Raw genomic sequence first — 17,481 nt, 5'->3', positions numbered from 1 at the left:
TTTTACTATTTTTTAACATGATGGGTTCATGTTATCTACTTTGAGAATCGTCTCAAGGAGCACCTGGCAGCCCTGCCGGATGTCCTCATCTGCCGTATATTCATATCTTGAGTGGCTGATTCCGCCTACGCTTGGCACGAAGATCATGCCGGTGGGGAATACGTTTGTCATCACCAGTGAATCGTGGAATGCTCCGCTTGGGATGATCGCATATTCGATTCCCAAATTCTTTACGGATGCCTCGATCGCTTCTTTTACCCAATCTGCCATCGGTGCAGGCTCATGATAGGAAAAACGCTCAAACCGATATTCTTCCTCCCGCTCCTTGCATACCTGATCAAGATGTTCTTTTAACTTGCCTTCGATCAGGTCGATGATCCCTGCGTCCTGATCCCGGATCTCCAGATTGAAGATGCACTCTCCCGGAATAACATTCACCGAATTGGGAACCACCTTCATCGTTCCCACGGTAGCCACCGTATATGGGTTTCCATACTCTTCCACAATCTCAGGAACCTTGTCGATGAATCTTGCGGCTGCCACCAGCGCATCCTTCCTGTCATTCATCACCGTGCTTCCTGCGTGGTTTGCCTCGCCTTTGATGGTGATCTCATAGCGGCTTACGCCAGCTATGGATGATACAACCCCAACCGGAATCCCTTTCTTATCAAGGGATGCGCCCTGCTCTACATGCAGTTCCAGAAAGCAGTGTATGGAATCCTTCGGCCTTTGCGCCTTAGAAACGCCTGATACGTCTATTCCATACGCTTTCATCACCTCGCTTCGGGCCTGTCCGTTCAGATCCAGGTCTGTCCCGCTTACATGCAGCTGTTCTCCGCAGATCGCGCTGCTTCCCAGCAGGCCGCTTCCGAACCGGAATCCTTCTTCGTCGGTGAACACGATCACCTCCAGCGGATGCTTAAGCCTTCTTCCATTTTCAAGGAGCGTCTCGCATACCTCAAGGCCTGCCACGCATCCTACGACTCCGTCGTACTTCCCGCCGTCCGGCACCGTGTCCAGATGAGAGCCAGTCATGATTGCCGGAAGGCTAGGGTCTTCCCCTTCCAGTCTGACAATCAGGTTTCCTGCCGCATCCATCCTTGGCTCAAGCCCCAGTTTCCGAAAATATCCCATGAATGTCTCCCGGCCTTTTACATCTTCCGGCGAGTAGGCCATCCTGGTATAGGTTCCATCCGCTGCTGCTCCGCATTGGTACAATTCCTCCAGACGGGAAAGGATTCTTTCCAGCTTGATTTCCATAAAATCCCTCCATTTTGCCTTATTTCTTTGGCAAATTTGTACACTTGCTTTTTTATGAATTTAAACTTCTTATCTATATTGCACATTATAGATATTTTTTTAACAGATTGCATCGGAGCAAAAGGATAAAAAAAGAAAGATAGCTTATCCAGACTGGATAAATTATCTTTCTTATCTTTTTTCATGACGTTCTATATAAAATCCTTATTATAATTCTCAATCATCTTATAGACGACCAGGCCGATTCTGACTGCCAGCACTTCATTGGCGTTGTCAAAGTCGATTCCGGTGATCTTCGTGATCTTCTCAATCCGGTATGCGGCCGTCTTATAGTGTACATAGAGTTCCTGCGCCGTCTTGGAAAGATTCTGGTTCCGATCCAGGTAGGTCTTAAGCGTGACGATCAGGTCATCTCTCTGGGGCTTCTTATAATTATAAAGTTTCTGCAGGCCTTCCGGCACATATTCCAGAAGCATGGAGGGATCCTCCAGCTGGCACAGAAGCTTGAATATTCCCAGGTCAGAAAAGAGCATTGCCTGGGGGCTTCCTTCCTCCGAAAGTTCCCCGGCCACATCTACGAACATAAACGCTTCATTGGCTTCCTTGAAACTCTCCGGCAGATGGATGATTCCATCCACCACCTTGCCTACGCCTGCCTTCACTTTCAGATGCTTGTTATGCATGGACACATCTTCCTGCACGCTCTCCACGATCTTCTTGATCTCCCTGCGGTATTCCTCCTGCGTCTGCTCTTTATCCACCGCCTGGATGACGACGATCTTATCCAGGTCGTTCTGTATCTTTGCATCCTTGATATAGTGGACGATTGCCTGGCTTAAAACGTTCGTATCCTTAACCTTTGCCTTAAAATCTCCTTTTGTCATGCTCTCATTGGCCATGCCGAATACGATCACCCGGTAACTTCCATTGATGTCCACTCCAAGCAGGGTCGTATTCTTCTGAAGTTCTCCGATCGAGTGTATCTTTCCATTCAATATGTTGTGCATGATATCATTCTGGAACTTTTTCTCCAATTCCGTCACCGCATACTGTCTGGAAAACTCAAAGCGAAGTGCAGTGATGGCGCTCTCGGCCGCGATAAAGTCCATGACATCCAACGCCTGGTTCCGTTCCGTCACCACAAGGTATATTTTTTCCCGAAAACTCATCTTTACCTGTATCAGGCACTGGGGCTCTTCTCCTTCCTGCCTGAGGTAGGTATAGCTGGAATAGATGCCAGGCTCGAACGTCCGGGCATCCTCGCTGATCGTAAGTACTCTCGCTGCATCCTCCGTAGCTGCCAGGCAGGATAAGTTCTGGTTAAATACCGCAACCGGGTTATGTATCAGCTTGGCAAGCACATCCAGGATGTTATCTGCCCCTCTGTTGCCGGAGTCTGGAGACAGCGCCAACGCCGCAAAGTTATCATGGGTCGTCTTAAAATACTTTAGCCTCGTCACTTCTTCATTAAAAAGGCGTTCCATGATGCGGCTCATGATGTCACGAAAGGAGATCTCGAATGGCACTTCCAGAACCGGAATCCCATGCGTATTCGCAAATTCCAGCAGTAGCTCTATCTTGATATCGGCGTTTTCTACTTTCCTGCCTCTTTTCATGATCAGAGCACTGACGCTCTTCTTCGTCAATTCGTTAATATACTTCTGGAATTCCTCCACCGAGCAGGACCGGAATGCATACAGGCCCGTAAGGAGGACTTCTCCTCCATTAATAAATTTGACGATATCCGGAGCTTCGATAATCGTCACGCCCTTGATCTGTCTGTCCAGTCCTTCTTTTCCGCCAAGTATCTTCGCATCTTTTAACTCTTCTGCCAAAAGCAGGTCATTTACGCTAAATCCCATCTTTCTCCTCACCGCCATCAACGATTTGTGTACAGTTTCATATGATATAGTATAGCATAAAAAGCCGCGGACGCATAACAAAATTATCGCGCCTGCGGCTTTTTCCTGATTATATGTAATGATATCTTTGTGTTGACCGTTTCATATGCTCTCGCATAGCCTCAGCCGATCCTTCCTTATCGCCGGCAAGAATCAGGCTATAGATTCTTTGATTTTCCTGGTAGATTTCCTCCTGCTGATGCACGCCCGTCATCCCAGTGGCGCTCAGACGCCGCATAAGATTGCTGATGGTCTCAAGCATGCTATAGATGACTTGATTCCCGGAACATTGTGCAACGCATCTATGAAATTCCATCTCATAATCCAGAAACTCTTTCTCTTCCTGCTCCTCATAGGCTTTGCTTATCTTTTCTGCCAGGAGGGAAAGCCTTCTCCTTCCAGCATCATCCGCATGTTCTGCCGCCAGCTGCGCTGCCTTCACTTCCAGAAGATTCCTCACTTCCAGGATATCCTTCAACTGGCTTCCATTGAGGAATAAGGACCAGGATAAGGGGATAATGAAAAAATTTGCTTCTTCGCTGCTGATATAGGTTCCCTGCCCCGGACGGATGTCCAGCATGCCAAGTACGTCCAGTACTTTCAGCGCTTCCCTTATCGCAGAGCGTCCCACATTCATCTTTTTGGCCAATTCTCTGTCTGACTCTATCTTATCGCCCTTTTTCAGTTCTTTATCCATCAGTTTCTCTGCAAAATACATCGTAAGCTTATAGAGAAGCTGGTCAATCTTTCCTGACCTGGCCACGCTTCTGCCAATGGTTTCTGTATCTGCGCTGTCAGAAAGAAGGATGCTGATTTTCCGGGCAAAGGTATCCGGGTCCATGGAAAATAGCATGGAATCTATCTGCAAGGCCTCTGAAGCCTTCAGCAAGACCTCGGCAAGCCGGATCCCGCCCTTCGATTCCAGATTAGAGAAAGTGGCGACGCTCATGGCAGGCGTTCCATCTTCCCTGATCAGGAACCGTTCTATGAATTCTTTCTGGGTCATTCCAAGATGGGTCCTCAGGAAACGAAGATTTTCAGTTTTATACTTTGAATTTAACATCTGGTCGGTCATAGGGCTCATCGCTCCAATCCGAAGCCTTATTTGTCAAGAAGTTCTTTTGCCAGTTTCTGCATAATGACTGCCGCCTTTGCAAAATCACTGTATTTCGTGAATTCTACAGGACAGTGGCTTCTGCCTTCTTTGCTTGGCACGAACAGCATCACCGTCGGCAGTACCTGGCCGATTTCCAGCGCATCATGGCCGGCGCCGCTTAACATTCTCTTATAGGTATATCCGCGCTCCTTGCACTCCTCTTCCATAATGTCCAGCATGTCTTCGGAAAGTTCCACCGGCGTGATCGTAAGTTTGTTCTCGATCTCGAAGGTGCCGCCAAATTCCTTTACTTCCCTTTCCAGCGCTTTTCTGATACGGGATGCAATATCATTGATATTATCATTATTTCTGGAACGGATATCAACAGTAAACTCTACCTTCTCCGCAACGATGTTCATGCCTCCGGGCACCGTATTGATATACCCGACTGTCGCTACGGTTCCATCGGCCTTTTCTCTTGCCCAGTCCGCAATCTTTGATATAACCTTTGTAGCGGCATCCACGGCGTCCATACGCATATCCATTGGCGTCGTCCCCGCATGGTCCGCGCGGCCATTCACCGTCACCATATATCTCTGGATTCCTACGATACAGTCTACCAGCCCGATTTCGATATTCTCTGCATCCAGAACCGGCCCCTGTTCGATATGCGCTTCCAGAAACGCTCCGATCTTTCCATTTTCCCATGCCGCCTCGCTGACTTTCTCAGGCTCAAGGCCATATTCCTTCATCGCCTCGTAGATAGAGATGCCATCTTTGTCGCAGAACTTCTTGGTATACTCCACATCACGATTTCCAAGCATTGCCCCTGATCCGAAATAACCCGTTCCGAATCTTGTGCCTTCTTCATCACAGAATCCTACCGCTACAAAACTGCGTTTTGGCTTGATTCCTTCTTCTTTTAAAAGCCTTGCCACTTCGATGGCGCAGATAACTCCGGCAATTCCGTCATAATCTCCTCCATTATAGACAGAATCATAGTGAGAACCCATCATAACGCAAGGCGCGTCCTCATCTTCGCCTTTCAGGACGCCGATTACGTTGCCAGCGGCATCGATGGTTACTTCGAGCCCGCTTTCCACCATAAGTTCCTTTAAATATTCCACAGCATGCCTGGCCTCCTCCGTAAACGGAAGTCTTGTGCAGCCATTTCCCGGCGTAGCCGTATATTGCTTTAAGTGCTCCAAATCTCTCGCGATTCTGCCTGTGATCTCCTCAATACCCATATGCATACCCTTTCTTTTCAACTCTTTTTCTTATTACGGTCTATTACAAATACCTTCACCGGAGCGTACAGCATTGCAGCCACCATTAAGATAAAGCCCGCCATGCACGCTGCATCCTGCCGCATCCTTAATCCCCACAGTATCAGGATGAATGCTAGGATGATAACGATGAATGCGATAGTCAGTCCGCCTTGTTTGGTTTTAAAAAAACTTTTCTTTTCCATATTGACTTTGCTCCTGCATTTATAGAACGACTGACAGGAACACGATAATTCCTATGATCAGAGTAACCGTCAGCGTAATTGGTATATTCTTCTTCAGGACCTGTCCTTCGCTGCCCAGAATGCCTGCCGTAGTAGTCCCAAGGATGATATTGCTGGGGCTGATCGAGCTTCCGATGGAGCCTCCCACTGTCTGCGCCCCCAGGAATGCCGCTTTGTCAAGATGAAGAAGCCCGGCTGTCGTCACCTGGAATTCCCCGAAGAGAATGTTGGAGGACATATTGCTTCCTGTCATAAATGATCCAATCATTCCCACTACCGGAGCAAGGATCACATATGCTTTGCCAAGAATCCTCGCAATTCCATCTGCCAGAACGGCAGTCTGCCCGGTTCCTCCCATAATCTTTGACATGATGATCAAGCCTGTAACAGCAATTCCGGATGGAATAGCCATTGCAACTGATTTTGCGAATATCCTTTTTGCCCCGCCCTGCTTGATCCATCCATGCTTCCGGAAGTACAAAAGCCCGGCAATCGCAGAAAGGAATAGAAACATGCTGGCATGGGTAAATGGCGCAAGCGGCGAGTAGCATGCCTCTGCCTGGTTTACGAATCCATGGCCTGTCTGGGTCTCCGGGAAGGAGAAGCCGATGGTGACCTGCTTAAGGAATGTATTCACAGGCGTCACTACTAGCACGGCCATCGTGATGGCCGTCAAAAGAATGTAAGGCACGAAGGCTTGCAGAAGCGACATGTCTGCCGGAACTTCTTCTGCTGCCTCAGCCGTGAATGTCCGGTTCATGATCCGGCTATCCTCAAGGCTCCATTCTTCCCTGTAGATCTTAAGCTTCCCGATAAAGAACAGGGCTATTAATGAGATGCATGCCGGAATAAAGCAGGCGATCGTCGTATTTACCTGGGTTAGCAGCAGTTCTCCTCCTCCTTGGATCAAGGAAATGATCAGCACGGCCGGAAGGCCTTTCTTTACTGCTTTTCCTTTCCCATAGAACCAGCAGATTGCCAGACCAATGACGATATTCCACAGCCAGATGAACAGGCCTGCCCAGAAGGCCGCAGCCAGATAGTCCGGCGTCCCAGGCTCAAGAGCGGCCGTCATGGAAAGCGCATCCCAGGCTGCCGCCAGCGTCCCAAAGGTATTGCCCCAGGATTGGCCGAGCAGCGGGATAATGACCGCCCATACTGGCAGGACGCCAATCCCGATGAGAAGCGGCGCCCCTACCGCTACCGGCACGCCAAATCCAGTGATTCCCTGGAGAAAACTCTCCAGAATCCATCCCAGCGCCAGAACGACCAGCAATTCATTGGGCAGGAGCTTGCGCATTCCGTTTCGGATCACGAGAAATGCCTTGGCCTCGTCGGCCACCTGGTACATGAGGATCGCAGTCCATACGATCAATACGATGATCAGCGCGTTCCAGATTCCTTTCGCGCTCTCCGCAGCCAGCAGCCGGATATCCGCCTTATAAAACACAATGCCTGTGACGATTGTGATGACAAGCCCCGCGGGAGCTGCTTCCGTAACTCCCCACTGAAACTTGATCATTAATACGAGCAGGACAATAATTGGCAGGCACGCCATTATCCACATAAACAGATTTGTTGGTACGTTCATATTTTATCTCCTAAATTACTTATGTATTACCGTTCCCGTCTTTCCCGCGATACCCTCTGCGGCCTTGTCAAGCAACGTAATCAGAGTATGGCGGCCTTCTTTTGATTCGGCAAATCGGATGGCTGCTTCGATCTTCGGAAGCATGGATCCTTTGGCAAACTGCTCCTGGGCAATATACTCCCTGGCCTGTTCTACCGTAAGGTCGCTTAACCATTCCTGATTTTCTTTCCCAAAATTGATCGCCACCTTTTCTACTGCCGTCAGGATGATCAGATAATCTGCTCCCAGTTCCGCCGCCAGCAGGCTGCTTGCGTTATCCTTGTCAATAACCGCATTGACTCCTGAGAGTTTCCCGTTGTCATTGACTACCGGGATGCCTCCGCCGCCGCAGGTGATTACGATATGCCCCGCGTTCACCAGCGTCTCGATGGTCTTAAGCTCGCGGATCTTCTTTGGCATCGGGGAGGCCACCACGATGCGGTAGCCTCTTCCTGCATCTTCCATGCATGGAATTCCATTTTCCTCGTTCTTTCTGGCCTCTTCTTCGGTCAGAAATCTGCCGATCGGCTTCGTCGGATTCTTAAACGCTTCATCTTCCTGATCCACTTCTACCTGGGACAGGATTGTAGATACCTTGACGTCCATGCCGCGGCTATATAGTTCATACTTGATCGCATTTTGAAGGTCGATGCCGATATAGCCCTGGCTCATAGCCACGCAGGTCGGCAGCGGCGTCTGCTTGTAATGCTTGTAGTCGCAGGAGAGCTGGTCCATCGCGCTCTGGATCATCCCCACCTGCGGGCCATTTCCATGTGTGATGACAAGTTCCATTCCCTGCTGCACCAGATCTACGATGACTTTCGCCGTCTTGGCGACTGCCTCCTTCTGCTCCTCGATATCCTTGCCGAGGGCATTGCCGCCCAGCGCGATTACGACTCTTTTCTTTTCCATAGCACTGTCCTCCCGGGCTTATTCGAATGAAAATCCTAGTTTCTTCGCATATGCCACAATGGCTTTCTCGAAGCACTCGATCGGCGGATGTACCGTTCCGGCTCCAATCTGTCCATATCCTGCAATCTTATGCGCGATTCCTGTATTGATCACCGGCGTGATTCCTTTTTCCACTACCAGCCTGGCATCGATTCCAAGGCAGGTTCCCTGGAAGTTCCAGTTCGGGATAATGAAGTTTGGATTCCTGTCGATTGTAATCTCTGTCATCTCCGTGCTGGTACGAAGGGCATCTTCATATCCGCCGGCGCCTACGAATCTCGTTACTGCAGGCGCTGCAATCATAGCCATTCCGCCGACTCCAAGCGTTTCCGTGATCGCGCTGTCTCCCATATCCGGGCAGGCGTCTTCCCCGTCATATCCGGTAAAGTACAGGCCCTGCGGCGTATTTACTGGGGCAGTGAACCACTCGTCTCCCATTCCGCTGATGCGGATGCCGAATTCCACGCCGTTCCTGCACATCGCGGTCACGACGGTTCCGTCGGTGATCTGTCTTGCGCCGTCCATGACTGCCTTGCCGGTAGCCATCATGATATTCAGGAAGAACTGGTCTGTATCAGCCAGGAACTTGATCACGTCATATCTATCTTTATCGTCCATCTCCATCTTGGTGATCACTGGGCTTACCTCTTTTAAGAATGCCAGGGAAGCCGCAATATTCCTCTGATGGAACTCGTCGCCCATGGCAATAGCCTTTGCAACGAGTGGATTTACATTCAGGCCGCCAAGCGTGCGGATTGCCTTTCCAAGCGTCGGGCCTAATACGTTCTTCATCCACAGAAGCCGGTCTACGACTTCTTTGGAGTAAGCGCCGAATCTTAGCACCTTGCCGATGCCTTCGTTCATGGTGCAGTATGCTTCATTTCCATCCGTCGTATTTTCTACTACGAATACCGGCATATTGGCGGATGTAATTCCGCCCATCGGCCCAACGGCCTTCACATGATGGCATGGGATAAACGTCACTTCTCCTGATGCAAGAATCTTTCTTGCCTCTTCTTCCGTAGAAGCCCAGCCCTCGAACAGCGCCGCGCCCACGCAGGAGCCCTGTACCGGATCCGGCATATTCGCATACTGGATCGGAGGACCTGCATGAAGGATCACTTTCCCTTCGTTCAGTTCCTTAATTACGGATTTTGCCGGAACCACATCCTTGATAACCGGCTGGCTTGCCACAACCTTGGCGATTACGGAACGGTTCGCCTCGTCAATATCGAATCCTTCATAATTTCTAAGGAAATTCAATGTCTTGATCAGTTCCACGTTTCCGCCTGCCGGAGGCATCCAGTCATACTGTACGACCTCGCATCCGAAGGACTCGACTACTTCCGCAAAGCTCTTAAGGCCGATGTTGATCACCTTTGGCTTCTCGGAAAGAAGCGCGATCAGCTTCTCAGACGCTTCTGTCTTCTCAATTTTTGCAACCGTCTTTGGACGGATGTCCTTTGCCGGCTCTTCAAAATCAAGGCCGATGGCGCGGATTGCCGTGTGGACTGCCAATTTATTATTCTCGCAGACGATGACGCCTGCTTCTTTCAGCTTGCCAACCGCCTCGTCATAGTTCTGGAAATCTCTTCTCGTACCGCATACGGTAGCGACGAAGAATAACTTTCTTCCTTCTGCCTGTGCCTTGTCTCTCAGTTCGATGATGGAAGGAAGCAGCGCTCCTGCCATATCTGCGTGGGAGCCATAGCCCAGCATGATATCCAATAGGATCACGCCTGTAGATTCATCGTCGATGGCATCCTGCATGCATTCAATACGTTTTGCAGGATCGATCATTGGGTGCGGCTTTCCCTGCGTATATACGTCGTCTCCAAGGTCAACCACGATATGGCCATCCGTCTTGAGCATGAATCCTTCTGCCTTCTGCGGAGGCACCTTCAGATTCAGGGCGTCTTTAATCAGCATCGCCGCTTCTCCTGCCAGCGTTCCGCCGGAGTAGTATGCCTTGATCGTCTTCTTTTCCTCTGCCCCGAAAAACTTAGATGCGTCTACATCTACAGTTCCTTCTTTGATCTCCTCGCCTCTTACCAGTCCTACTGCAAGGCGCGCTGCCTCATCCAGCGTATAGGCATGGTAGAAGTTCTCCTCATGGTATTCTGGCTTCTCACCTAAGAACAGGGTGACTACCGGCTTCTTAAAGTTGCTTAAGCGGTCGGAGATTCTGTCTCTTACCTCTTTTGCCGGCGGCTTGGATATGATAATCAGCACTTTCACGCTGTCATCGCTTTCCATGGCCTCGATCATATCCATCATCGTGATTCCGCCTACCTCTGTAGACAGGTCGCGTCCGCCGGTTCCGATGGCATTCTTAACGCCTTCCCCAAGACGGTCAATGATGGTGGTCAATTCCTGGATTCCGGTTCCCGATGCCCCGATAATTCCAATGGAGCCGGGAGTCACGTTATTGGTAAATGCGATCGGCACTCCCTGGATAATTCCAGTTCCGCAGTCTGGTCCCATGACTGCCAGTCCCTTTTCATGCGCTTTCTGCTTGATCTTGATCTCGTCTTCCAAAGTTACATTGTCGCTGAACATGAATACATTCATGCCCTCGTCCAGCGCGCGGTCTGCTTCTAACGCCGCATACGCGCCCGGGATAGAGATGACTGCAAGATTCGCATCCGGCAGTTTTTTAAGCGCCTTATCCCAAGACTTTACGGATTCCGCGCCCTTCTTTTCAGATTCGGATGTGGACTGCTTCTTGAAGAATTCTTCCACTTCCTGCATGATCACATCCAGAATGCCCTCGTCATCCACATCTGCCACAACGACCATGTCGTTGGCAGACGCGCCTTCAAGTTCCTCGGTGCTTAATCCGCTCTGTCTGTATATATCTTTATTGGCAGGGGTAGCCATCATGATTGAAACCTTCTTCACGCCTTCAATCGTGGAAATCTGATTCGTCAAAAGCATGAGGACGACAGAGTCATGATAGCTTCCTTTTTTCACAATCGTCTTTAACATACGTTCTCCTTCCTCTATTCGGCAAATCTGTTCTTATGGTCATATCTGTCAAAATGAATCGTATCGCTTACCAGATAGTCGTAGATTTCATCCACAATCTCTACGCCGCCTGTCGCATAGGCCTTGTCGCGTCTCATCACCGCGCGCTCGCCCGGATAGCTTACCTTGCCAAATCCTTCTGCTGCGGGCATTTCTCCCAATTCATCCAGAGATTGGGACATGGATTTCTTAAATGCATCCAGTCCGACAAATCTGGAAGGATCCATTACAATATGCATCTGTCCGAGATTTCTGCCTTCAGACAAGTCATGATACATAGAACTTACATGCTTGCCAAATGGAACTCCCAGCAGAATGCCTGCGAAGATGTCCACCATCATCATAAGGCCGTATCCCTTTGCTCCTGCAATCGGAACCAGGGCGTTTACCAGGCTTGGGTCTGTTACTGGCTGCCCTTTTTCATCTACAGCCCAGGAATCCGGAATGGATTCATGCCTGGACCGTTTATCCAGAATCTTGCCCCATGCCTGGACTGTGGTAGCCATATCGAATACCACCGTCCTGTCATCCGCAGTCGGGGCCGCAAATGAGATCGGGTTGGTTCCATAGTAAGGCTCGGTTCCGCCATAGGGCACTGCCATCGGGTCAGACTGGCAGAAAGAGATTGCTACGAGATCCTGCTTGGCAGCCATCTCTGTATAATATCCGATAGAGCCGCTGTGAGAGATATTACGCATGCCTACCACAGCGATTCCCGTCTTCTTTGCCATCTCGATTGCCTTTTCCATAGCCAGAGTTGCGGCTACATATCCGCAGCCATTGTCTCCCTCGAAGATTGCAGAGCATGGGCCCGTCTCTTTCCACTCGAACTTCGGATCTACCGTGATTCCGCCCTTGGCAATTCTTTCGCTGTAATATTCCACGCGCACTGCCCCATGGGAGTGGTAACCTCTTTCATCTGACCATGTAAGAATCTCCGCGGTCATGTCCGCATGTTCTGCGCTAAGTCCGGCCTTCATCAATTTATTTTTCATTAATCCCTTTAATTCATCGCGGGAAAGTTTCATTCTAACACCTCTTCTATATCTTTTCTTCTATATCTTTTATATCAATTATTCCTTTTTCTTGTATTCCATTTTACAGCTGCACGTCTCTGTTGCAGTCTTTGGAGTAAATGTATGCGAAATCTTCTTCGCGGCCTACTGCATAGCATGCCTGCGGGCAATATGCATCCAGGAACATGTAGTCTCCAGCCTTTACCGGAATCCACTCGTCATCAACGCGGTACATTCCTTTTCCAGACAGGAAATACATGCCGTGCTCCTGAACGTGCGTCTCGATGTAGCCATGAGATGCGCCTAATTTGAACTTCAGGATGTGCATGTTCATATCAAATCCAAAGTCTCCTGCTGCCGGAAGGAAATCCTTAATGTGGCAGTTTTCCATTCCTTCGTACTCTACCCATGGAAGGTCATTGGCGTTTCCTACTACCGTATATGCGCTGTATCCTTCGATTCTCTCATATCTGCGCTTGTAAACATACAGTTTTGCTTCTTTTCCGCTGTTGTTTGCGAAAGAAACCTTGTTGCTCTCAGGAGAGAAGATGTATCCGCCCTCTGTAAGAACTTCTTCCTTGTCCGCATTCTTTACCGTCACTTCTCCAGAGATCACATATAAGAATGTCTCAAGCCCTTCTCCGCCAATTCCATCATTTTTTCCGCCGTCTCTTGCCGTTACCAGATAATCTGCAAAAGATGCTCCCATAGCTGGAGAGCCAAGGATCGTTACATCGCAGTTCTCATAGCCTGGAATTGCATTCTTTACCAGTCCGTCTGGCTCAAGGATAACATAATTGTCCTTCTTGATTACGGAACGTGTTGTCAATAAATCCTCTCGATATCCTACCTGATTATTCAAATAACTCATTTTAAAATCCTCTCTTTCATTCTTTTTGTGGTCAACCAGTTTTTATACCCTAATTATGCCAATATGCCCTCCGTTTTTCAATTATATTTTTAGACAAAACCAGAATTTGTTTTTATCTACTTTATACCCTATTGTCATTTTTTTAACATGTACGCTTTTTACAGTTCTATGCTATAATATCTTTAGTTGGCGGATGATTTTCCCATCATCCAGTCATTCGGATTATTAAAAAAGATTCTATGTATTTTTCCATAATTTATTCTATTTTCAAAGGAGACTTATATTATGAAGGAGACAAGGGAATTCGAACTTCCAAGCACTGCTTATCTAAAATACGCCACCATCTATTCAGACAGTGGCGTGACGCCTAAAGCCTGTATTCTTTATTTCCATGGAGGCGGGCTTCTCTACGGAAGGCGGGACGATCTTCCCGCCTTACATACGGACCTGCTGACCAAGGCGGGCTATGTCATTATCTCGTATGACTATCCGCTTGCGCCTGCCGCAAAGCTGGATGTGATACTGGACGACGTCTGCTCTTCCATCGCCCACTATGTGGAGCACCCGGAGGCTTACTGCGGCTTAGACCTGCCTTTCTTCCTGTGGGGGCGCTCTGCCGGCGCGTATCTCTGCCTCCTGGCGGCCGCCCAGGGAGATCTTCCCACCGCGCCTAGAGGAATCCTTTCTTATTATGGATATGGATTCTTGTGCGACAACTGGTTTCAGACGCCAAGCGACTACTATCGCTCGCTACCCGCGGTCGATGCTTCCTGCCTGGATCACGCGGGCACGGACCTGCACGCGCAAGGCGCTTTGGATACGCACTACAGCGTCTATGTCTATGCAAGGCAGACCGGCTCCTGGCGCTCCCTGCTCTATGAGGGACGGGAAAAATACTTCTACTTGGACTATACGCTTCGCGCCTGCCCATCTCTGCCCTGCCCGTTGTTCTGCGCCCACAGCACCAATGACCCGGACGTGCCTTACGCGGAATTCCTGGAACTGTCAAGCCGCTACCAGCCCCGCCAGTTCATTGCCCCCGGGAATGTCCACGACTTTGACCGGGACGAAGAGAACCCCTTTACAAAAAAACTACTTTTGGAGTCCCTGGAGTTTCTTCAACTTAACACGTAACATTTTTCAGATGGACACGTAACATTTTTGAAAAGTGTCACGTGTTACTCCTACACAACTGGTGTGTCAAATTAAAATTTATCCGTTACCAAATTGATAGTTCCGTTATACCTTTTATAAAAAGCAGAGTTTATCAGGACTTTTCAGTAATGTTCCCTCCGTAAACTCTGCTTTTTATAATGATTTTAATTTTCCGCACCAGTTTTGTAAATTTAGCACGGACATTTTTCAATTTTTTTCCACCAGTTATGTAAGATGGACACGTAACATTTTTGAAAAGTGTTACGTGTCCATCTGAAAAATGTTACGTGTCAAATATTGGTGTCAAATATTGTCCCGGTCCTGAATGGCTTGGCGCTTTTCATTGTCTTCATCAAGAAGTAGTACACCAGTCCCGTCGGGATCAGGCTTACGTACCATGACAGCTGTACGATGATTAGCGAGCACAGGGAGCCGACGATGATGGCGATGATCGCCGCCCAGTTGACGCCCTTGAATACGCCCTGCTTATTATACATGTTGTTGATATCCAGTTTCTTCTTGCGCAGGATATAGTAATCTACCGCCATAACCGCGAAGATTGGGCCAAGGAAAGCGGAATAGAACTGGGTGAATAAGTTCAGTCCGGCTGCGGACTGGTCTGTAACCAGTTTCCAGGGCATGCAGCATGCGGAGAGGATGCCTACCACGATGGTCGCATGGGACCATTTCATGTGGAAAGATTCCATAAGTACATAGGACGGGGGAACGATATTGTTCAGCACGTTCGTCGTTACCTGTGCAAATGCGATGAACAAAAGCGTTACGACTGTAAGGAACTTGCTTCCCATGGTTGTGGAGAATACGACTACCGGATCGCTGTTTCCTGTCGCTGCCGTAACCAGAAGTCCGATCAGCCCCATGAATAATGTCACAGGCAGAATCGCAACGGTGTATATGCTGCCTGTAAAGACAGGTCCGATTTTTTCCTTAACGTTCCGGGAATAATCGGATGCGTTGATGATCATGGTTGAATAGATCCCCAGGAAGGATGTAGTCGCTGCCCAGAAAGGCATTCCCCATGTTCCTTTGATTCCTGAAAACACATCATCGATCTCTGTCGCAAATTGTGTCTTGACTACATACAGCATATAGGCCAGAATCGCGATGATGAAGATACAGGAGATGTTCTCCAGCCACTTAATGCCTTCAAATCCTTTGATCGCGAGGGCAACCTGCAGGATGGTAAATAATGCGTAGATAACCGGAAGGTTATCAAATCCGAATAATATCTTAAAGCAACTGTTGATGGCTCCCGCGCCAACCCAGCTCTGGAAACCGAACCAGATAATTGCCGGCACGCCTCTTAAGAGTCCTGGAACCTTGACGCCTGCCGTACCAAAACTGCTCCTAAGCTGTATGGTATAAGGAATTCCATACTTATGCCCGCAGTTTCCGATCACTACCAGCGCTATAGCAATCACAAGACATCCGATCACCATGGCAAGAATCGCCTGGCCTACCGTCAATACCCCGATCAGGCCCGCGCCCATAGAGAATGTACCGATCGATACGCACCCTCCCATAAAACTTGCCGTATAGGACAATGATCCCATGATCCTCTTTTTTGTGGGCTGAAGGTCCGGGTCTACATTCTGAACCAGTTCCGGATTCAAATCCATATTTTCTATAATATTGCTCATTCTCTCTCCTTTCGATCTGCCGGTAGGCTAGCCCAATCTTCTGATCAGGGTTCCTACGCCTTTTTCTGCCGTAATCTTGCCGTCTTCTGCTACTACATTTCCGCGGATGATGGTGCACACAGGAAGTCCTTTCCCTTTCATTCCCACGAATGCGGAAATCTTATTCACATATAGAAGCGATTCGCTGGTGATCTCCCACTCTTTCTGCGGATCAACAATCACGAGATCCGCATCAAATCCAGGCTTAATATCGCCTTTCCTCCCATAGATGCCAAATGCCTTTGCCGGCTGTACTGCCATTGCGTTCGCGAGTACGCTTGGATTCACGCCGCGCTTTGTACAGCCTTCGTTGAAGGCAACTTGGAAGCCGCTCTGGATTCCGCTGATTCCACCCCATACGTCGAACACGTTCTCAATCTTGCTTCCAAGAATTTCCTTGAATTTCTCATCATAAGAACAAGGGGAGTGGTCGCTTGCGATTCCACTGAAAGTTCCGTCCTCCACATAAGACCAGAGGCGGTCCACTTCTTCCTGAGAGCGAAGCGGCGGCGCGCACTTGAACATCGGGCCATTTGCAATTACATCTTTATCCGTCAGGCTTAAGTAATGGGAACAAGTCTCTGCCGTTATATCATAGCCTTCCTGCTGGGCCTCTTTAATCTTCTGAGCCACATCCGGGCTGCTGACATGGCAGATATGGACTTTGCATCCAGTAGCCTTGGCAATCTCGATCATATCCACGGTAGCAACCATTTCTGCGATCACCGGCCTGGAATCCAGAAATCCCTGCCAGTCCAGGCGGCCTTCTTTTTTCATGCGGGCTTCCTGCCACTTGATCATAGAGAAGTCCTCGCAGTGGAACCCTGCGCGTCCGCCGAATTCTTTGATGCGCTGCATTGCTTCATATGCCTGCCCGTAGTTAAGAGAACTATAGTCCGGAGATACTGGTCCGATAAATGATTTGAACGCCACGCATCCTTTGTCATGCATCCCCTTTAAGTCCTCAAAATTATCCGGTATCAGCCCGCCCCAGAAACAGTAGTCCGCATAAGCGTTGCTGTCTACTTTCTCGACTTTCTTGTCAAATAAATCCGCATTGGTCATGGCAGGCTCATTCTGAAGCGGCATGTCGATCACGGTCGTATATCCGCCCAGAGCGGCAGCCGCTGTTCCATGTTCGTAATCTTCTCTCCACTCATACCCCGGATCATTCAGATGCGCATGCGTATCGATCGCTCCGGGGAACACATAGTTCCCCTTTGCATCGATGACCTTCGCTGCTTCCGGCTCTTCGCCTGCTGACATAAGGGCGGCGATCTTTCCATTTTTTACTGCTATATTTCCATCAAATACGGCATCTGCCGTTACGATTTTCCCATTTTTTACTAAAACATCATACATAA

At 49.0% G+C, this 17,481-nt stretch carries 13 protein-coding genes; 1 reads left to right on the top strand and 12 read right to left on the bottom strand.

The features are described from left to right. Positions 1–12 precede the first annotated feature (12 nt). The 10 genes from K0036_RS06530 to allE form a co-directional block, all read right to left on the bottom strand. Positions 13–1,260: a Zn-dependent hydrolase gene (locus K0036_RS06530; RefSeq protein ID WP_025644234.1), complete on the bottom strand. Its 1,248-nt coding sequence runs from the start codon at positions 1,258–1,260 to the stop codon at positions 13–15. A 191-nt stretch (positions 1,261–1,451) separates the two neighbouring features. Then, positions 1,452–3,140: a PucR family transcriptional regulator gene (locus K0036_RS06525; RefSeq protein WP_173692979.1), complete on the bottom strand. Its 1,689-nt coding sequence runs from the start codon at positions 3,138–3,140 to the stop codon at positions 1,452–1,454. A gap of 91 nt (positions 3,141–3,231) precedes the next feature. Beyond that, a complete protein-coding gene (locus tag K0036_RS06520; RefSeq protein WP_252998586.1) occupies positions 3,232–4,167 on the bottom strand; it encodes a FadR/GntR family transcriptional regulator in 936 nt (311 codons plus the stop codon). Positions 4,168–4,262: 95 nt separating this feature from the next. After that, positions 4,263–5,504 (bottom strand): M20 family metallo-hydrolase, encoded by a 1,242-nt coding sequence (locus tag K0036_RS06515; RefSeq protein ID WP_025644239.1) that lies wholly within the window; start codon positions 5,502–5,504, stop codon positions 4,263–4,265. Positions 5,505–5,521: 17 nt separating this feature from the next. Beyond that, positions 5,522–5,728 carry a hypothetical protein gene (locus K0036_RS06510; RefSeq protein ID WP_025644243.1) on the bottom strand — a complete coding sequence of 69 codons (207 nt, stop codon included), beginning with the start codon at positions 5,726–5,728 and terminating at the stop codon, positions 5,522–5,524. A 19-nt stretch (positions 5,729–5,747) separates the two neighbouring features. Then, entirely contained in the window at positions 5,748–7,358 is a 1,611-nt protein-coding gene (locus tag K0036_RS06505) for an L-lactate permease (protein WP_220430993.1), read from the bottom strand. 15 nt (positions 7,359–7,373) lie between these two features. Beyond that, positions 7,374–8,309, bottom strand: coding sequence for a carbamate kinase (gene arcC / locus K0036_RS06500; RefSeq protein ID WP_025644246.1), 936 nt, complete (start codon positions 8,307–8,309; stop codon positions 7,374–7,376). A gap of 18 nt (positions 8,310–8,327) precedes the next feature. After that, on the bottom strand, positions 8,328–11,336 hold the full coding sequence (gene fdrA / locus K0036_RS06495; RefSeq protein WP_220430992.1) for a DUF1116 domain-containing protein: 3,009 nt from the start codon (positions 11,334–11,336) through the stop codon (positions 8,328–8,330). A 14-nt stretch (positions 11,337–11,350) separates the two neighbouring features. After that, a complete protein-coding gene (allD, locus tag K0036_RS06490; protein WP_025644248.1) occupies positions 11,351–12,403 on the bottom strand; it encodes an ureidoglycolate dehydrogenase in 1,053 nt (350 codons plus the stop codon). 70 nt (positions 12,404–12,473) lie between these two features. Next, complete coding sequence (gene allE, locus K0036_RS06485; RefSeq protein WP_025644250.1) at positions 12,474–13,262, bottom strand: (S)-ureidoglycine aminohydrolase; 789 nt, start codon at positions 13,260–13,262, stop codon at positions 12,474–12,476. Between the two features lie 285 nt (positions 13,263–13,547). Here allE and K0036_RS06480 point away from each other — a divergent pair, with 285 nt between their 5' ends. Then, a complete protein-coding gene (locus K0036_RS06480; RefSeq protein ID WP_025644252.1) occupies positions 13,548–14,396 on the top strand; it encodes an alpha/beta hydrolase in 849 nt (282 codons plus the stop codon). Between the two features lie 311 nt (positions 14,397–14,707). Here the strand turns inward: K0036_RS06480 and K0036_RS06475 are convergent, their stop codons facing one another. Together K0036_RS06475 and allB are read right to left on the bottom strand one after the other, a co-directional pair. Next, a complete protein-coding gene (locus tag K0036_RS06475; protein ID WP_220430991.1) occupies positions 14,708–16,078 on the bottom strand; it encodes an NCS1 family transporter in 1,371 nt (456 codons plus the stop codon). Positions 16,079–16,105: 27 nt separating this feature from the next. Beyond that, positions 16,106–17,479, bottom strand: coding sequence for an allantoinase AllB (gene allB, locus K0036_RS06470; protein ID WP_025644256.1), 1,374 nt, complete (start codon positions 17,477–17,479; stop codon positions 16,106–16,108). Between the last annotated feature and the right edge of the window lie 2 nt (positions 17,480–17,481).

The sequence above is a fragment of the [Clostridium] scindens genome (assembly GCF_019597925.1).
Taxonomy (GTDB): domain Bacteria; phylum Bacillota; class Clostridia; order Lachnospirales; family Lachnospiraceae; genus Clostridium_AP.
Note: the sequence above shows the minus strand (reverse complement) of the source record. Positions and strands in the feature narration are given on the sequence as shown.

What these genes read in the sequence shown, in the direction of transcription:
- K0036_RS06530 (WP_025644234.1), bottom strand. Translation starts at nt 1,260, where the DNA reads ATGGAAATCAAGCTGGAAAGAATCCTTTCCCGTCTGGAGGAATTGTAC.
- K0036_RS06525 (WP_173692979.1), bottom strand. Translation starts at nt 3,140, where the DNA reads ATGGCGGTGAGGAGAAAGATGGGATTTAGCGTAAATGACCTGCTTTTG.
- K0036_RS06520 (WP_252998586.1), bottom strand. Translation starts at nt 4,167, where the DNA reads ATGACCCAGAAAGAATTCATAGAACGGTTCCTGATCAGGGAAGATGGA.
- K0036_RS06515 (WP_025644239.1), bottom strand. Translation starts at nt 5,504, where the DNA reads ATGGGTATTGAGGAGATCACAGGCAGAATCGCGAGAGATTTGGAGCAC.
- K0036_RS06510 (WP_025644243.1), bottom strand. Translation starts at nt 5,728, where the DNA reads ATGGAAAAGAAAAGTTTTTTTAAAACCAAACAAGGCGGACTGACTATC.
- K0036_RS06505 (WP_220430993.1), bottom strand. Translation starts at nt 7,358, where the DNA reads ATGAACGTACCAACAAATCTGTTTATGTGGATAATGGCGTGCCTGCCA.
- arcC (WP_025644246.1), bottom strand. Translation starts at nt 8,309, where the DNA reads ATGGAAAAGAAAAGAGTCGTAATCGCGCTGGGCGGCAATGCCCTCGGC.
- fdrA (WP_220430992.1), bottom strand. Translation starts at nt 11,336, where the DNA reads ATGTTAAAGACGATTGTGAAAAAAGGAAGCTATCATGACTCTGTCGTC.
- allD (WP_025644248.1), bottom strand. Translation starts at nt 12,403, where the DNA reads ATGAAACTTTCCCGCGATGAATTAAAGGGATTAATGAAAAATAAATTG.
- allE (WP_025644250.1), bottom strand. Translation starts at nt 13,262, where the DNA reads ATGAGTTATTTGAATAATCAGGTAGGATATCGAGAGGATTTATTGACA.
- K0036_RS06480 (WP_025644252.1), top strand. Translation starts at nt 13,548, where the DNA reads ATGAAGGAGACAAGGGAATTCGAACTTCCAAGCACTGCTTATCTAAAA.
- K0036_RS06475 (WP_220430991.1), bottom strand. Translation starts at nt 16,078, where the DNA reads ATGAGCAATATTATAGAAAATATGGATTTGAATCCGGAACTGGTTCAG.
- allB (WP_025644256.1), bottom strand. Translation starts at nt 17,479, where the DNA reads ATGTATGATGTTTTAGTAAAAAATGGGAAAATCGTAACGGCAGATGCC.